This is a genomic window from Bacillus testis (genome assembly GCF_001243895.1).
Lineage (GTDB): Bacteria > Bacillota > Bacilli > Bacillales > DSM-1321 > Bacillus_AD > Bacillus_AD testis.
The window spans coordinates 3,774,808-3,791,577 of record NZ_LN851186.1 but is presented as its reverse complement, the minus strand read 5'-3'; the positions used below and the strand labels follow the sequence as shown (position 1 = coordinate 3,791,577).

The 16,770-nt window shown below is 45.1% G+C and carries 14 protein-coding genes; 7 read left to right on the top strand and 7 right to left on the bottom strand.

Features of this window, described 5'->3' with window-relative positions; translation table 11 throughout:
• Positions 1–196 precede the first annotated feature (196 nt).
• Positions 197–778, top strand: coding sequence for a TetR/AcrR family transcriptional regulator (locus tag BN1765_RS18710; RefSeq protein WP_050616541.1), 582 nt, complete (start codon positions 197–199; stop codon positions 776–778).
• 324 nt (positions 779–1,102) lie between these two features.
• On the opposite strand, the gene BN1765_RS18705 is transcribed toward BN1765_RS18710, so the two are convergent.
• From BN1765_RS18705 to BN1765_RS18690, 4 genes are all read right to left on the bottom strand, one after another.
• A complete protein-coding gene (locus tag BN1765_RS18705) occupies positions 1,103–1,498 on the bottom strand; it encodes a hypothetical protein (protein ID WP_147554231.1) in 396 nt (131 codons plus the stop codon).
• A 183-nt stretch (positions 1,499–1,681) separates the two neighbouring features.
• The gene (gene tsaA / locus BN1765_RS18700; protein WP_050616539.1) at positions 1,682–2,152 is read right to left on the bottom strand and encodes a tRNA (N6-threonylcarbamoyladenosine(37)-N6)-methyltransferase TrmO; all 471 of its coding nucleotides are present in this window, start codon (positions 2,150–2,152) and stop codon (positions 1,682–1,684) included.
• A 223-nt stretch (positions 2,153–2,375) separates the two neighbouring features.
• Complete coding sequence (locus tag BN1765_RS18695) at positions 2,376–2,834, bottom strand: DinB family protein (RefSeq protein ID WP_050616538.1); 459 nt, start codon at positions 2,832–2,834, stop codon at positions 2,376–2,378.
• A 64-nt stretch (positions 2,835–2,898) separates the two neighbouring features.
• Positions 2,899–3,348 carry a DUF4871 domain-containing protein gene (locus BN1765_RS18690; protein WP_050616537.1) on the bottom strand — a complete coding sequence of 150 codons (450 nt, stop codon included), beginning with the start codon at positions 3,346–3,348 and terminating at the stop codon, positions 2,899–2,901.
• 211 nt (positions 3,349–3,559) lie between these two features.
• On the opposite strand from BN1765_RS18690, the gene BN1765_RS18685 reads away from it, so the two are divergent.
• Positions 3,560–5,611: an S-layer homology domain-containing protein gene (locus BN1765_RS18685; protein WP_050616536.1), complete on the top strand. Its 2,052-nt coding sequence runs from the start codon at positions 3,560–3,562 to the stop codon at positions 5,609–5,611.
• A 203-nt stretch (positions 5,612–5,814) separates the two neighbouring features.
• A complete protein-coding gene (locus tag BN1765_RS19715) occupies positions 5,815–6,840 on the top strand; it encodes an S-layer homology domain-containing protein (RefSeq protein ID WP_082195525.1) in 1,026 nt (341 codons plus the stop codon).
• Positions 6,841–6,930: 90 nt separating this feature from the next.
• On the opposite strand, the gene murJ is transcribed toward BN1765_RS19715, so the two are convergent.
• The 3 genes from murJ to csaB all read right to left on the bottom strand — a co-directional run bounded on the left by murJ (position 6,931) and on the right by csaB (position 10,877).
• Complete coding sequence (gene murJ / locus BN1765_RS18675; protein ID WP_050616535.1) at positions 6,931–8,457, bottom strand: murein biosynthesis integral membrane protein MurJ; 1,527 nt, start codon at positions 8,455–8,457, stop codon at positions 6,931–6,933.
• Positions 8,458–8,560: 103 nt separating this feature from the next.
• Positions 8,561–9,736 carry a glycosyltransferase family 4 protein gene (locus BN1765_RS18670; RefSeq protein ID WP_050616534.1) on the bottom strand — a complete coding sequence of 392 codons (1,176 nt, stop codon included), beginning with the start codon at positions 9,734–9,736 and terminating at the stop codon, positions 8,561–8,563.
• A 34-nt stretch (positions 9,737–9,770) separates the two neighbouring features.
• Positions 9,771–10,877 carry a polysaccharide pyruvyl transferase CsaB gene (gene csaB, locus BN1765_RS18665; RefSeq protein ID WP_050616533.1) on the bottom strand — a complete coding sequence of 369 codons (1,107 nt, stop codon included), beginning with the start codon at positions 10,875–10,877 and terminating at the stop codon, positions 9,771–9,773.
• Positions 10,878–11,639: 762 nt separating this feature from the next.
• Here csaB and BN1765_RS18660 point away from each other — a divergent pair.
• The 4 genes from BN1765_RS18660 (at position 11,640) to BN1765_RS18645 (ending at position 16,685) form a co-directional block, all read left to right on the top strand.
• Positions 11,640–12,920 (top strand): nucleotide sugar dehydrogenase, encoded by a 1,281-nt coding sequence (locus tag BN1765_RS18660; protein ID WP_050616532.1) that lies wholly within the window; start codon positions 11,640–11,642, stop codon positions 12,918–12,920.
• A gap of 37 nt (positions 12,921–12,957) precedes the next feature.
• Positions 12,958–13,671, top strand: coding sequence for a WecB/TagA/CpsF family glycosyltransferase (locus BN1765_RS18655; protein ID WP_050616531.1), 714 nt, complete (start codon positions 12,958–12,960; stop codon positions 13,669–13,671).
• Positions 13,672–14,076: 405 nt separating this feature from the next.
• Complete coding sequence (locus tag BN1765_RS18650; protein WP_050616530.1) at positions 14,077–15,183, top strand: glycosyltransferase; 1,107 nt, start codon at positions 14,077–14,079, stop codon at positions 15,181–15,183.
• A 110-nt stretch (positions 15,184–15,293) separates the two neighbouring features.
• Complete coding sequence (locus tag BN1765_RS18645) at positions 15,294–16,685, top strand: O-antigen ligase family protein (RefSeq protein ID WP_050616529.1); 1,392 nt, start codon at positions 15,294–15,296, stop codon at positions 16,683–16,685.
• Positions 16,686–16,770: the final 85 nt, after the last annotated feature.

The window sequence follows — 16,770 nt, the reverse complement described above, 5'->3', positions numbered from 1 at the left end:
AAGTTTCATTTTATTAAAATCCACCATGGTCTTTATTGTCACCCATCGTATAGCGTAATTAGATCGACAACCCTGTTTGTTTAAGATGATTAACTTGCAAACTCAAATGGTCTACTGATGTCCCCCTTACTCTTTGAATAGAAAGAAATGCCGCTCCATTTGGTTACATGTTAAGATAGAAGAAGGTGATAAATAAATGACACGAATCGATCCGAGAAAGCAAAAATCTAGAGAGAAGTTGCATGAGGCATATTTAATATTAAAGGTAAAAGGATTAGACCATTTTACCATCCAACATTTATGTGATGAGGCTCATGTAACCAGACCTACCTTTTATAAATTATATAAAGATATCCAACAACTCAGGTTGGAAGTGCATGAAACGGTTTTAAAGGATTTGAAAGCGGCATTAGTAATTGGTAATCCCAAACCTCTCACAGAACTATCAAGTGAGGAACTTTTAAGATTATTGACTACTTTTTTCGAACACATCAAAGAGAAACATTATGCCTATGAAGCCTTTTTTGTTTCCCAACCAGATGCGTTATTTATCTATGGCGTAAAAGAAATCGTGGGCCAATATGTTCTAGAAGGTGTCCACTATATAAAAAACCAAAATCGTACTTTTAGAGTGGATACTCGTTTTTTTAAAGCTTATTTAACCGGCGCATACCTTGAGATGATTCTGTTTTGGATAAACGACAATTATGAAAAATCCCCGAGAGAAATGGCGAAAGATTTATTTGAAATTTCATTTTATGGGCCATATTTAAATTGAACATAGCTATTAAATTTGACGTGTTCTTTAAGCACTGGCCAACCAATTTATTTAAGAGTCTATACAACTAGAGGTTCAGTGAAATGCACAAAAAGCATCTATCCAAGCTTGCGGAAGCGATAGATGCTTTAGCAAAAGCCACTCTCGTAATCGGGGAAAGCCGCGGCAACGGTTATTTTTGAAATGGAGAAATAGATCGGTTTTATCATCCAAAAAAATGGGCGGCCTAAGCAGGATTGACCTTGCCGGCATCTGTTAAGTGGCTGCGGCTTGCCTTATTCACTTTGCTTATTTGCCAGGTCTTCAGCTACATCTTTAGGAATTTTAAAGTTCAAAGTTAGTTTTTTTGGTGCTGAGTTTGATAAAAGGCCGGTCTTTATACGTAATCATAGTAGCGATTTGTTTGAGCCCTTTTTCATCTGTTTTAGATTCTCCAAGTTTGACAGTATCTTCTTGGTACAGTTTATACATGGCCCCTTTAGTTGCATCTGAAGGAAGATCTTCCGCACTCCATTTATTGATTTTCAGTTTTTCAACAAATCCATGGACCTCATCTTTATTTTCGATCACATGTAAAACCACTTCTGGATTATCTGCTGAGACCACTTCGATCTTTTGGGCTTTCCCAATGCCAAAGTCATCTTTTTCTTTACTGCACCCAACTAAAAATAAAGATAAGCCAATAGCGGCTATCAATAGCATAAAACCTTTTTTCATCATTATTTCCTCCTATCCATATACAAACAATAAACCAATGTATTGATACAGGAATATTTTAACAGTATTTGGCTGCTCTTTTGATACATCTAGAGTCTAAAAAAAGATCAGCCTTAAGCCTTAGATCAAATACAAAAGGGCATGAATCCTTCTTGGATCAACGCCCCGGCAGAAGAAGCAAACGAATTACTGTTCATCTCCCCAATAATGTTCCATCAAGGAGATTGACCAATTCGGCTGTTTGATTTCATTGTTTGGCAGGAACTCTTTCATGACTGGCTTAATATCGATAATGGGCGTTCCGTCGATGGCATCTAATCCTTTAACGATTAAAGTCCGCTGCTTACGTTCAATCAGTTCAACAAGCGTTACACCTAATTTATTCGGCCTATTTTTGCCCCTTTGCGCAAAGATTCCAACCTCAGGATACTCTTTATTGTTTCTTGGGTGTCTTGCTTCATGCTGAATTTTTTCGTCTGGTACCTTATGAAAGTAAAAAATGATTTCTAAGTGAGAGAATTCTTCAATCCCTTTCAAGGAAGATTCAGTCATATTTTCAGCAAGTTCAATAGTGGAGATGACGGAACCCCAATCATCATCTTCAATTTCTTTTCGGCTATTATTGACAACGGCAATTGGTTTGATGGCATACTGCACTGTTTATTCGCCTCCATCTTTCTTTGATTACTTGAGCATGATACTTTCCATATTTATCATAACAAGGATAAAATCCAATGAAAAAGATCGATTCATTATGCATATCGATAAGTTTGTCTTATATGGCTGGCTTGTTTGCAGAATAGAAAAAAGGCTGCTGATTAGCAGCCACCCTCTAGCCGTAGTTTGTTAAAAGTTCTACTAATGAACTAGCTCTACAACATCATAAGACTCTTTGTATTTGTCTAAAATGATGATAATCGTGCGCTACTAATCCTGAAAAATAATCAATTAGCGATATTTTTTTCTTCCGCTTGAATAGATCCTGTGTCCAAAGCTCATCAGGTAAATCATATAATGACCTAACAAGGCTTTCCCTATTAACAATAAATAAATCGATTGTTTCATCCTTTGATCTATTCCTGCTCTCTTCCGCTGCTTGTTGGTTCACTAGTTCAGCATCTGGACTTGCAGGCAATTGGGCATCTTTGAATAAGTAAGGAATACGTTGTCGGATTACAAATTCATCCCAAGGAATGAAGTGTCCTATAATTTCAGCAATCGTCCATTTGTCTTGATCTACCTGTGTCCGCCATCTTTCTTCAGGTAACTCTCTTAAACGTTTAACCCAGTCAATAGACGCCTCATAGTGATTTATGATGTCTAGCTTATCTTTATACAAACCTACCAACTCCCTTTGTTAAGCCGTTCATTCGTTTTTCATTTCAATCTTCATTGGTGATGGCCTATTGCTGTTCTATATCAACAATCATTTCATCAAAAAAATGACCATCTATAAATACTTGTAATTTCCAAAGGCCTGAAGAAGGAAATTTGACAGCCGAACGAGCATGGCCGTTAATGTCTTTCCCTCTTGCTGTTAAAACGTCATCCTTCTGAATGATTGGATTTATTTCATCCTTTGCCCCTTGCTTAGTCGCTTTCACCTTCCAGTGTTTGGTCGTGATCTCTTCTGTACCCCAAAAATGCCACATCCATTTTTGGCCTTCTTTAGGAATTTTTTTGCTTCCGATAATTCCAATCCTGCCATCTTTACCAAACATATTGCCAAAATCAGATGAAAAGGCAGGACTGTTATCCTTCCATTGGTCTTCTTTAGATGTTGCAGGATCACTCGTACACCCGGCAATAATGAATAGTGAAAATAGTGAAAGATATAGAATACCTAGCCTCATAATGTCTCCCCCCCGTTTTACAGTTATTTACTTTACTATTCTCTATAGAGAGGGAATAACCTTCTTGTTGCTTTCTAATGGACAGCCTTCATTTCTTTTTCATATAAAGTCTTTTCTAGTATTCGTTTACTAGTATGGAAACAAAATGGAAAAACAAAAAGAAGTCTGATATATTTTAAGAGTGGGTTATTACCAAAAAAAGGAGACTTTCATGAAAAAGCTAGTATCATTGTTTCTTAGTTGCCTGTTGCTGCTGTCATTCCTGCCTGCTGTCCATGCCGCCGCGCCCATTTCTGCTGAAATGAAGGCGATGATGGACCAGAAAATCCTGATGGGGGATAAGAATGGAGATCCTGCGCCTTATAGAAAAGTCACAAGAGGGGAGTTCGCCGCCTTGCTGCAAAGGGCGCTGAAATTGCCGAACGGGCAGCCAATCTTCAAGGATGTCCCTACATCATCCTCGCTTGCCCAAGGCATTAATGCCGCGGCAAAAGCTAAGATTGTCAATGGCTATGCAGGCAATCTATTTAAGCCGAACGACCAAATCACGCGTGAACAAATGGCAGCCATGATCAATAATGCGCTCGATTACTTAAAGGTGCCTGCCGTGACGGGAAAATTGACGTTTGCCGATAACAGCCAGATCCGCTCCAAAACGATCGTGGCGCGGATGGTCGGGCATAAGATCATCTTCGGAAACACTAAAAACGAATTCCGGCCGAATGATCCGGCTACACGAGAGCATGCCGCTGCTTTCATTTACCGCATGCTGCAAGTGAAAAAGAACCATGATGAAAGGACAACCACACCGCCTGTTGTCGAGCCGCCGGCCACGCTGCCGCCAGTGACGCCGACACCGCCTGGCCAGCCGCCGGTGACACCGGGAGACCCTATACCTCCAACTGTTCCTGTCGAGAAGAAAGCCTATATTCTTGGCACGGTTGACACGGCCGGTAAAGTGACGGAATCGGATCAATCGTATGATTCCTTTTCTGAAGCGGAATGCTATTTTGGCAAAGCTGCCAATCAGGTTCTGTTGAAGGACGGCAAGATCATCAAGATGAACGGCGGAGTTGTCATTGCTTCAGCGACGAGCGGAGCCGCAACCCCTATTTACCCGGATGCCACGTTTACATCACATGCGATGGGGCTTGGCCCAGGCAATGAAATGGAATATGTCAGCTCCGATGATACAGGCGTTGCCGTCAAGGTCGCAGGCCAGCCTTTTTACGTGAAACATACAGAGGTAACACTGATTCCTGCTGCGACCCTTGCCTCCAATCAAAAATCCTATTATAAAGTGGATGCCAATCATGATGTGTACCACTATGTTTATAACTATACAAAAAAGACCTTTACAAACTACTTCTATGGAAAAGCGCCTGCGGCTGTCGCTGCGGGAAATTACTATAGTTGGGACGGAAAGAACTTCACGAATAGCAATGGCGTCCAGGTCGCTTCCTTTTCCCAATACTTCAATATGCTTCCTTACCGGACGGCAACGAATTACACGGCTGCTGAGCTGGACCAGATCATCGACCGGGAATTGAAAAAAGTGGAGGCTTTATCATCGACGGATGCTCAGTACAAAGATGCAACTAAGAAAAGCAAGCTGCTTCACTTGGGACAAGCGTTAAAAGATGCGGAAAGCACCTATAAAATCAATGCACTGACCGTCTTGTCACAGGCTATTCTTGAAAGTAAATATGGAATGAGCGCTGTTGCCCAATCCAAAAATAATATCTTCGGCATGTCAGTCATAGACGGAAAGACCGGTTCGGGTACAGTATTTCCAGATGTAAAAGAAAGCATCAAGGAACTGGCGACCGGCTACCTTAACAAAAACTATCTTCCTGGCGATGCCGGGTATGCCAATGGAGCGCAGCCGGGGAATAAGGTGAATGGAGTCAATGTCCGCTATGCGAGCGACCAATATTGGGGGCAGAAAATCGGCGGGATTGAATACCGTTTGGATGCCGGAGCGGGCGGAAAGGATTATGTGAATAACCCAACTCCGTACCAACTCTATGAAGTGACATCCGCTGTAGGGCTACAAGTTCGCTCTAGCGCTGAAGTGAACGAGAGCAATAAACTTTATCGCTACCCTCGTCCGGGATTTGTGGTGGCTGTCCTAGGTAGTGAAAAGAAAAGTGATTATACGTGGTATCAAATTATTTCTGACAGTAACACCTCCCTCTATGGCTATGTAGCCGGCGGGGAAGCGAATGAACCTTATATTCTTCCGCTGAACATCGCTAAATAAAACAGGTGGCCCTGGGTGAATAGTCCAGGGTTTCTTTTTTGTCGAAAACAAACAAAAATAGTCGGAATTAGTCTGATAGACTTAGTTTCCGACTTTGTCTCTATCTTAGGACGACAAGGGAAATCCCGCACTTTGGCTCATTGTCGAATAATCTCTCATCATGTTATCCTAGCTACTCGTACAAAAAGAGAGGAGATTGATAGATGATGAGAAAGATTGTTCCAATACTGTTCAGCCTTCTGTTGATCCTTGCCGCTATACCGGCCGGAAAAACGATGGCAGCAAGCGAAACTGTTCCTGCTGAGATGAAGGCGATGATTGATGCCGGCATCATCAGCGGATACAACGATGGCACATATAAACCGAATGGAAAAGTGACACGCGGCGAATTCGCCAACTTCCTACAACGTGCACTGAAGCTGCCAAATGGCCCGCATGTATTTAAGGATGTCAGCAAAAGCTCGAAGTTGGCTGCTGGGATCAATGCAGCCGCCAAGGCAAAAATCGTCAGTGGTGTGACTGCTGATACATTTGCGCCGAACCAGTTGATCAGCCGCGAACAAATGGCAATGATGATCAATAATGCATTGGCATACAAAAAAGTCCCGCAAAAAACAGCAAATCTAAACCTGCAGGACTTCAGCCAAATCAAATCATCAGTGGCCCGAAAAGCCATTATGAACATGACTGCCTATGAGATCATCAAAGGATATCCGGTTGAAAAAGGATTTGTCTTCAAAGCAAAAGATGATGCCATCCGCGCCCATGCGGCGGCATTCATCAACCGTATGCTGAAAGTGACTGGGCCGGTGGTCAGCGAAGCGACGACAACTCAGTCCACAACATATGAACCAAGCGCTTATGAAAAGAAAGTGGTTGAATTGACAAACGTAGAGCGGACCAAACAGGGATTAAAGCCGTTAATACTGAATGTGTCATTGAATAAAGTGGCCCATGAGAAAGCGGAAGATATGAAGAGAAATAATTACTTCAGCCATACAAGCCCTACTTACGGTTCACCATTCGATATGATGAAGAAATTCGGCATCTCGTATATGGCGGCAGGAGAGAATATTGCCAAAGGACAAGTATCTCCTGAAGAAGTCGTAAAAGCTTGGATGAACTCCGCAGGCCACCGTCAAAACATCCTGAATCCATCCTTCACTGAGATGGGAGCAGGCTATGTCGGCCCGCAAAATATCTGGGTACAGATGTTCATAGGGAAATAAGGAAATCCATTACTGAGTTAGAACTGAATAAATAAACACAAAAAAGAAGAACTGCCGATTGTATGTTGGCAGTTCTTCTTTTTTGTCTATTTAGGCAGCCGCTTTTTTGCGTCTGACGAGCGACATTAATTTTGCGTATGCTTCTTTATAGAAGTATTTCAATCCGATAATGTAGAGTACTGCACCAAGAGCGCCGAATAGCGCCAGTTGGATAATGGCTGGCAAGTTTCCAAGCGGGGTATATGCCTTCAAGGCATATACAGGCAGCGCCATCAGCAATGTAGGCGGTATGACCAGAATGAACATCTGGATCAGCCGCTTGCTTTCACTCTTATCGAAGTCTCTATACATGACGATTGCCGAAACGACCAGGAAGTAAATAGCGACAACAGAAGACGTGACGGCAAGCCCTTTATAGCCGAGCGAATCGACGATCAGCCAGTTCAACACAAAGTTGAGGACGACTGTCGTGATGGAGATGCGGAACACCGTGGCCGTCTTGCCGCGGGCGTACATGCTTTTCGAAACGATGAACTGCAGCCCCTGAGCAATGATCATCGGCAGATAAAGAACCATGGCGATATACGTGTTTTCCGTATCGGTTGCCGTGAACAATCCGTGCTGATAAATGAAGGCAATCGCTTCTTTTCCAAGCAGCAGCAGGCCGACGGACATCGGCAGCAGCGTCACAAGCGAAATCATCATGCCCATATGCATCGTATCCTGGAATTTCTTCTTATCGTCCACCTGCTCGGAAAGCAGGGTGAAGATGATGACGACAATCGTCGTTGCATAGATGGTATTCGGAATCGACACGAGCAGCGACGCTTTATCCAGGTAGGTGGTGCCGCCGTCTCCGGTGCCCGCTGCGAATGTCTTGTTGACGAACATATTAAACTGCCCGACCACTGAGTTCAACAGGGAAGGGATGATCAGCACAAGAAATGTCTTGCGGAAGTCCTTCTCCACTTTAAGGGCCGGCATCCAGCGGAAATTGCTTTTTTGCAGATAGAAGAATTGGACAATCACACCCATAATCGTTCCGACAACGAAACCGATGGCCAGTGAGTAAATGCCCATCTGCTTATGGAACAAGATTGCGAATAAAGCCCCCATCATCGTCGCTAGAATCTTGGCGATCTGGGAAGGCACAAAGCTTCTGCGCGCCTGCAGATAGGAGTCCAGAATCCCATTCAGCGCAACGAAAGTAATGGCGATAAAGAAAATCTGCATCGTTTTGATGGCGACTTTCTGTGCCGCGATGTTCATGCTGGCAGGCGTGATGTACGGAATGATATAAGGGATGACGAAATAGCCGATGACGGAAACGAGCAGGAACAGGAGAACCGTTCCATTCATGATGCCGTTTGCATCTTTTTCCGCAGCGTCGGACTTTTCCTTTCTCCGCTTTGTATAAAGCGGCAGGAATACATTATTGAAGCCGCCGGAAATCATGGCGACAACGAGCGTAATCAATGAAAAGGCATAGACATATCCGTCGGTTTCGTGGCTGACGCCGAATACGGTCGACGTGATGCTCTCCCGGATGAAGCCGGAAGCTTTCAGGAAGATCGCTAACAGAGTGATCCATATGGCGGTTCGTTTTAAATTGGCCAAGTGCGATGGCACCTCTATTCTATTGAAATAAAAGTCTACTATTTGAAAAGGGGCCGCACACAGCCTAAGTGTGTGTGGCCCCGGCAAAAGTTCGTGGTTTCAATTATTTTTTCTTTAAAGCTCGTTCGTAGATTTCCAAGTATTTTTTAGCGGCTGCGATATGCGAGTAATCTTTTTCGATTTTCGCACGCGCTTTTGCCGCCATTTCTGCTCCGGCTTCCGGATCTCTGAGAAGCGTCAGGATGGCATCGGCCAGCTCATCGACGTTTTTCTCTTCCACAAGGATTCCGTCCACGCCGCTGTCGACGATTTCCTTCAATCCGCCGACCGCACAAGCCACAAGCGGAGAGCCTGAACCCATCGCTTCAAGGGCGGAGATGCTGGTCGCTTCTTCCACGCCGGAAGAATGGACGCTCGGAACAAGAGCCACATCGCTCAAGTCATAATAATCGCGGACAACATTATGGGCAACTGCGCCGAGCAGTGTTACGCTGTCTTCCATTTTCTCGCGGGCAACGATTTCTTTGATTTCGTTCAATGCTTCACCGCTGCCGGCATAGATCAACTTCACATTCGGGAACTCTTTCAGTACTTTCGGCAATGCCAAGGCCGGATAAATAACACCGTTCTTCTTCGTTAAGCGGCGCGGGCAAAATAGCACCGGACTGTCCAGGTCGATATTGTATTTTTTGCGCAACTCCTCTTTTTTATCCTTATTCGGCTTGAAGTTGTCAATATCGATAAAGTTGCGGATGGCTGTTCCTTCAACGCCTGATACATCTTTCACATATTCTTTCAGGCGCGTATCGACCGTGATGACCTCGCGTGTCCCTTTATATGCTTGGATTTCAATATCCTGCATGATGCGGGCCGGCTTGCTGCCTTCATCCATCGATCCTTTGGAAATGGATTCGAATGCCATATAGCCATGGACGGTAGAGACGGTCGGAATCCCGGTCTCAAGAGCGGCAAGTGTCGTGAATGGATCTTGCGCATGGATGATATCGTAATGCTTGTCTTTATTCTTTTCTATTAAAGAGTGAAGGAAACGCTGGCGCATCTTGTGGCTCCAGACGATGCCTTTCCCTTTGCTCAATTTATTGAGGATGAAACTTGGCCCCTGAGCGAGAATTTTACGCGACAGCGGAGAAACGTCCGAGAATGATAGAACATCGACTTCATGCCCCAGCGATTCAAGGCCTGCCTTCAATGTATCCACATGGACCGAAAGCCCGCCCGCATGGGGGTAATCGTAGGCTGTTGCAATAAGTACTTTCATGATCAAGTCTCCTCCTTGAGTGATCTATCTATTGTTATTTCAGGAAATTTTCTTTCAGTAAATCAATATTGCGCACTGCTTCCTTGCGCATTACATCGGCATTGGCATTGACGAGCGTCGAGAATTCATCATGGTTGTCCAAGAGCGTAATCGCATTGGCGACCAATGTATCCGGATCGATTTCCATCAAATCAGCGGAGAAGTCCCACATGCCGCTGCGCTTCAATAAGCTTTCCACTTTTTTATCATAGCTCAAGCCGATATGAGGTACGCCTGATAAAGTAGAGAAAATTAGCGCATGCAATCTCATGCCGATCGTCAAATCACAGTCGGCGATGAAATTCAAGTACTGGTTCGGCGTGAAGTTCTCGCCAAGCATCACGCATTTGTCGCGGTGCTTCATATGCTTCATCACATTTTCAGAAGCGGCTGTATCGTGATGGCCTTCCATCGGCACGAATACCGGCGTGATATTGCGTTTTTCAATCAGTTCATCCAGAATTTGCGCAGTTTGCTCGAATTGCTTCGTATGCTCGAACCATGGGCGCATAGAAACGGCCACTAATTTTTCGTAAGGGCCAAGATCAAGGGAATCCATGCAGGCGCGGTCATGTTTCTTCTTGAAGGCGAAGACGATATCGGATGTCACGACTGTCTCCGGCTTAGTAACGCCGAGCTTTTCCAAATAATCCTTGGAAAACTGGTCGCGCACCGTAATGAAATCAGCCATATTGGCCATTTTCATCAATGTTTTGCCCCAGCGGGATGTAACAGGTCCAATCCCTTGGGAGAAGAACATTACTTTCGTTCCGCACATTTTCGCAAGGAGCACAATCAATAGATAGTAAGGAAGCGGACCAAACAAGAACTTCGTCGGATAGGCATCTTGAAGCAGGCCGCCTCCCCCTGAAATCAATAGATCAGCATCGCGAAGCGCTCGTATTTTTCCTTTGTTGTCGTGTCTCCAGCCGCGGTAAACGGCTTTTACTTCCCGCTCTTTAGCTGTCACATCAGGCGACAGAGAAAAAACAGTGATGTCAGGGTTGTCGAGCGAATCCTTCAGATTATCGACGATACTTTCAAGAATCGCTTCGTCCCCGGTATTACCTAATCCATAAAATCCAGAAATGACTATTTTCAAACTATTGCTTCCTCCTTTAGCATACATACAAACAAACCCCGGCCTTTTGGGATTTGCTTTCAGCCATGCCATGCGGCCACGGCGGCATCACGCGGTGCGATGCGAATATATGTCTATCCACTGCCGGCATTTCCGCCCGGCATGGACTGTCTTCTTTTTTCTACAAAAACCTTCATATATTTTAACATTTCGACCCTTTGACATCAATGTAATTCGGAACAAGAACCATCCGGCCGGGCAGGGCAGTGGTCTAGAAGGGATTTCGGGGGCGTGATCTGGCTATCAAAAAGCGGCTTTTGTTCTTTAATAAGGAGGCTATATTTCAAGTTTTAAAGAAAAATGCTCCAGTCCATACGGAGCTAAACGGGTGCCCTCGCTTTTCGTTTTGTCTAGCTGCGGACACCCAGCTCCTAGTGGACTTCACATTTTTCTTTTCGATAAGGCCACATCGGCTCGCTTTGCTCTCCGTGTGTTCTTTATCTTAAGAAAAATGCTCCAGTCCATACGGAGCTAACCGGGTGTCCTCGCTTTTCGTTTTAGCTTTGTCTATACTAATGTTATTAATGCACGGGCGCTCTATATTTGATATACTATGATAGGAATTTACTGATTGAATAGTGAAACAGTGAACAACGGCTACGGGCCGATACTGGCCGCCTTTTTGGCGTGCCGGTAACCGCAAGCGAATCAGTTGTCAAAAAAGGGCAGCCCGCCAGAAGCGGAAGAGAAAACGAAAATACGAATAAGTGAGGTCACCAAGCTATGAAAAAGATTTGTGTCATTGGTTTAGGGTACATCGGCTTACCAACAGCGTCCGTATTTGCGCGAGCAGGCTATGAAGTGCTAGGCGTAGACGTAAATCAAAAAGTGGTTGATTCATTGAATGAAGGTAAAGTCACAATCGAAGAAGTGAATCTTCCGGAATTAGTGAAAGAGGTTGTCGCAAAAGGGAATCTGAAAGCTTCGGTTTCTCCAGAGAAAGCGGACGTGTTCATCATTGCCGTTCCGACTCCAATCCACGAAGATCACCGCGCAAACGTTGACTACGTGGAAGAAGCAACGAAATCCATCCTTCCATACTTGGAAAAAGGGAATATCGTCATTGTCGAATCAACAATCCCTCCAAGAACAATGGATGACTTAGTAGCACCAATTCTGAAAGAAGGCGGATTTGATCCGTATAACGATATATATGTAGCACACTGTCCGGAACGCGTACTTCCAGGGCGCATCCTGATCGAATTGATTGAAAATACACGTATCGTCGGCGGCCTGACTCCAGAAGCAGCCAAGAAGGCGGGAGATGTATACCGCGCTGTCATCACAGGCGACGTAGTGGAAACAGAAGCAGTGACGGCAGAAATGTCCAAGCTGATGGAAAACACATTCCGCGATGTAAATATCGCGCTTGCCAACGAATTGGCGAAAATCTCTGCACGTCTTGGCGTAAACGCACACGATGTGATCAAGCTTGCCAACAAGCATCCGCGTGTAAACATCCACTTGCCAGGACCAGGAGTAGGCGGACACTGCCTGGCTGTCGATCCATACTTCATCGTGGAAAAAGCGCCAGAAGAATCACCGTTAATCGCCGAATCACGCCGCATCAACAATTCAATGCCTGACTTCGTTGTCGAACAAGTGAAACGTCTGACAGCTGAATTGGATCATCCGGTAGTCGCTGTGGCAGGATTAACATACAAAGGAAACATCGACGATATCCGTGAAAGCCCAGCGATGGAAATTGCACATATGCTACTTGATAACAAGCGCTATGATGTCCGCATCACTGATCCGCATGTATCCGAGGACCAAGTGCATTTCAACCTACAATCATTCAGCGACGCAATCAGCGGAGCGAATGTATTGGTTGTGCTTGTCGACCATGATGAGTTCAAACAGATCGACCAACAAGAATTGATCGAAAAAATGGCGACTCCTGTCGTGTTCGATACACGCAATTGCACAGGTATCGATAACCCGGGAATCACATTGTACCGCATCGGTGACTTGAAGAAACTGACAGCTATCCAACAAGGATAAGAACTGTGTATATATAAAGATAGGAAGATGAACAAACATGCAGAAGGAAATGTATTTTGGCGTCGGCGTTTCGCCGCTGAGCTACGAGGAAATACTCGCCGATCTGGATAACCGCATGAAGGAAGGCAAGAAGTCGACCATCATCGCGGTTAATCCGGAGAAGGTCATGGCAGCGGAAAAGAACGAACAGCTGCGCGAGCTGATCAATAACAGCACATATGGCATCGCCGACGGAGTCGGTATCCTGCTGGCGTCCAAGTTGAAAAAAGGACAGGTGACATCACGTGTGACCGGTGTCGATATGATGGACAGACTGCTTCAATTCGCGGCTGAAAAAGGATATCGCGTCTTTATGTACGGAGCGAAGGAAGAAGTCGTCTCCACAGCCGTGAAGAAGATCGAAGAAAAATATCCGAACATCATCATCGCCGGCTATGAAAACGGCTATGTCCAGGATCCGAAGCAAGTGGTGGATAAAATCAATGCTGCTAAAGCCGACCTGCTATTTGTCGCTATGGGCAGCCCGAAACAAGAGCTATGGATTCGCGAGCATATGGATTCCTTATCGGCCAAAGTCTATCAAGGCGTCGGCGGCAGCTTCGACGTATTTGCAGGCCACGTCAAACGCGCACCTGCCTTTTACCGGAAGCTGGGCCTCGAATGGTTCTATCGTCTGATGAAGGAACCGAAGCGCCTCAAACGGCAAATGGCGTTGCCAAAGTTCCTTCTCAAAGTCGTCCGATCCAAATAAAGGAGTGAAACGGAATGTGCCCCCGGGGGGCACATTCCGTTCATCCTGTTAAAGAAACATATTATATAAGAAGTAAAATGTTACATATTGACTGGTTAGTAATATATAGGAATGAACGCAAGTAACCTTCCATCTTTTGTGAAGACTCTTGCGTTTGTTCTTATAATCCGGTCGAATTGTGCAGAAAGCCCTGGGCGCCTGAAACAAGATACAGGCGCTTACGCTTTTCTAAATTGTCCAGCTTCAGCATCCAGCAGTTAGGAAACTTCCCAGTCCCACTCTGCGATCAGTCAACATCAGTTCGCTTAAGGCTCTCTGTGTTTCCTTGATCGCCAAGCGGGAATGGTCCAGTTTCTACACTGCTGAACGGATGCTTACGCTTTTCTAGAGAGGGAGTTTTGTTTTATGAAGAAGGTTTTGCATATAATCAGCGGCGGCGAAACGGGCGGCAGCCGAAAGCATGTGACCACATTGCTCGAGCAATATCCCCGTGATTCCGTCACCCTGCTGGTATTCCAGGAAGGCGCCCTCTCGCAGGAAGCGCGCGAGAAAGGCATCCACGTGGAATTGCTGCAGCAGAAGTCACGCTATGACCTTAGTATTCTGAAGAGATTGGCTGCCTTTATACGTGAGGGAAACTATGAAATCGTCCATTCGCACGGACCGCGGGCAAACCTGTTCATTTCCCTTATCAAGAAGCAAATGGATGCCGTCTGGGTCACGACGATCCACAGCGATCCGAAGCTTGATTTCATGAAGGGCGGCCTGAAGGGAAGAGTATTCACTGCCCTCAACCTGCACGCAATGAAAAAAATCGATGTCTTCTTCGCCGTTTCGGAGCGTTTCAAGGAGAATCTGGCAGCGCTGGGCATCCCGGCCGAACGCATCCATACCATCTATAATGGAATTGAATTCATCGAGCCGATTGAGCCGAATGGCGATTTGCAGAAAGAGCTCCATCTGAATGATCAGGACTTTGTCATGACGATGGTGGCCCGTATGCATCCGATCAAAGGGCATGATATCGTCCTGAAAGCGATGAAACAAATCAATGATCCATCGATCCATCTCGTGCTGGTCGGCGACGGCCCGATTAAAGAAGAGGTTATTTCGATGGCCAAGGAACTGGGGCTTTCCGGCAATGTCCATTTCCTCGGTTTCCGCAAGGACATCGAACAGATCTACAGCAATTCGCATATCGCGTTGCTTGCTTCCCATAGTGAAAGCTTTCCATTGGCATTGCTGGAGGGGGCAAACCAGAAGCTTCCGCTCATCTCGACAGATGTCGGAGGCGTCAAGCAGCTAATTCCATCAGAGGAGTACGGCTGGGTTGTGCCTGTCAATGATCCGAATGCCTATGCTGAAGCCATTACATCAGCACATAAGGAATTCAACCAAGGGACATTGAGCAGCAAAGGGGAACGGCTCTATGAATTCGCACGGACGAACTTTTCGCTGAAGTCACTCGCTGACAGCATCGAAAAGACCTACGATCAAATTGCGAAAAAATAGTGATTGTTATTTTACCTGACATCTTGTAAAGTGTAAAAAGGTGAGAAAAGTACAGGCTCTGGACACAACCTGTCGTTATTTAGGGGATACTGTAAAGAAAGGAATAACGTATGAACACCAATAAAAGAAGCTTAACATACATTCTGACATTGCTGACTTTGTTTCTTGTGCCTTTGATTTACTTCAAGAAAGGAATCATTTCAGTTGAAGTCATCTTGATTCCGTTGCTTGTCCTGGCGTTTATCTGGGACTTAAAGAAAAAGAATATCAAGCTGAATGACGTTCCGGTCATTCCGTTTGCCATTACGTTTTTCCTTTATTTTGCCGCGCAGTGCATTTCGTTGATCGATGCGCAGTTCATGAAGCCGGCTTTGATGGAAATGGCCCGTTTCCTTTCTTATGTCTTTTTATTTATGATCGTCGTAAAGGTCCAGTTCTCAAAGGACCAATATCTGGCGTTCGCCAAGGTATTCGGAGCTTCCGTCGTCCTTGTGGGAATCTACGGAATCTTGCAGTACATTTTCGGCTGGAACCTGAACACCGCTGGACTGTACGCACTTAAAGAAGCAAAAGGCCGTGTCGGTTCAACCTTATTGAACCCGAACTATTACTCGGCACTCATGAATTTCATCATTCCGTCCTTCCTATTGTTGGCGGTTGTGTATTTCAAAGATAAAAAAATGCAATTGCTGTTCTTTGCCTTCTATGCGATTTTCATTGTCAACCTTATCCTTACGTATACACGTGCAGCATGGGTTACAATGGCTTGCGCATTCATCTTGATTATCTTGATCATGCCGAAACGATTCCTGAAGAATCTGTTCAAGTGGCATATAATCGTAGCATTCATCGTTCTGTTGGCCGGCGTCTGGTTCATGCCTGATGTGCAATCCCGTACGTCATCCGCTATCTACGCGGCCCAGAAGCTTGTCTTCCCGGATAACGATCCGCTTGTCGGCGCACCTGATGATTCAGGCGATGACAGCGACCTCGCGGAAACCGACGAAGATATTGAAAAAGAACTAGAAAAGAAAGCAAATGATGAAAATACCGAGAAAGCCCTTGTTTCCCGTACCACTCTATGGAAAACAGGCTTGTATATGTATAAAGACAACCCGGTCATCGGTGTCGGCGTCGGCAACTACTATGACCGTTACAGCGATGTTGTCGAGAAGTATCCGGAATTAAATATCGGACACGACACCTATTCTGTCCATAACTCATACCTGAAAGTGATGGCGGAAACAGGAACAATCGGCATCCTGACCTTCCTGAGCATCTATGCGGTTTACTTCTATTACCTGATCCGCTTGTACTTCAAGCAGAACAATGAATTGGGCAAAGTAGTGGCTGCAGGGCTTGCGGTAGGAAGCGTTTGTTATATGGTACAGAACGTATCCAACAACATTATCTTCATTCCACAATTGAACGTAATCTTTTGGCTCGTATCAGGACTTGCGATCGCATTCCTGTATAAGAACCAAGAGAGAAGTTATTATTAAAAAGAATCGTCCAGGCCTTTGTCTGGGCGTTTTTTGCCTTTAACAGACTAAGTAAGAACCCAAACTGAAAAATATAATCGGTTTG

Bases quoted from the DNA above. Each gene is read 5' to 3' on its own strand.
- BN1765_RS18710 (WP_050616541.1), top strand. From the start codon at position 197: ATGACACGAATCGATCCGAGAAAGCAAAAATCTAGAGAGAAGTTGCAT.
- BN1765_RS18705 (WP_147554231.1), bottom strand. From the start codon at position 1,498: ATGATGAAAAAAGGTTTTATGCTATTGATAGCCGCTATTGGCTTATCT.
- BN1765_RS18690 (WP_050616537.1), bottom strand. From the start codon at position 3,348: ATGAGGCTAGGTATTCTATATCTTTCACTATTTTCACTATTCATTATT.
- BN1765_RS18685 (WP_050616536.1), top strand. From the start codon at position 3,560: ATGAAAAAGCTAGTATCATTGTTTCTTAGTTGCCTGTTGCTGCTGTCA.
- BN1765_RS19715 (WP_082195525.1), top strand. From the start codon at position 5,815: ATGATGAGAAAGATTGTTCCAATACTGTTCAGCCTTCTGTTGATCCTT.
- BN1765_RS18670 (WP_050616534.1), bottom strand. From the start codon at position 9,736: ATGAAAGTACTTATTGCAACAGCCTACGATTACCCCCATGCGGGCGGG.
- BN1765_RS18660 (WP_050616532.1), top strand. From the start codon at position 11,640: ATGAAAAAGATTTGTGTCATTGGTTTAGGGTACATCGGCTTACCAACA.
- BN1765_RS18655 (WP_050616531.1), top strand. From the start codon at position 12,958: ATGCAGAAGGAAATGTATTTTGGCGTCGGCGTTTCGCCGCTGAGCTAC.
- BN1765_RS18650 (WP_050616530.1), top strand. From the start codon at position 14,077: ATGAAGAAGGTTTTGCATATAATCAGCGGCGGCGAAACGGGCGGCAGC.
- BN1765_RS18645 (WP_050616529.1), top strand. From the start codon at position 15,294: ATGAACACCAATAAAAGAAGCTTAACATACATTCTGACATTGCTGACT.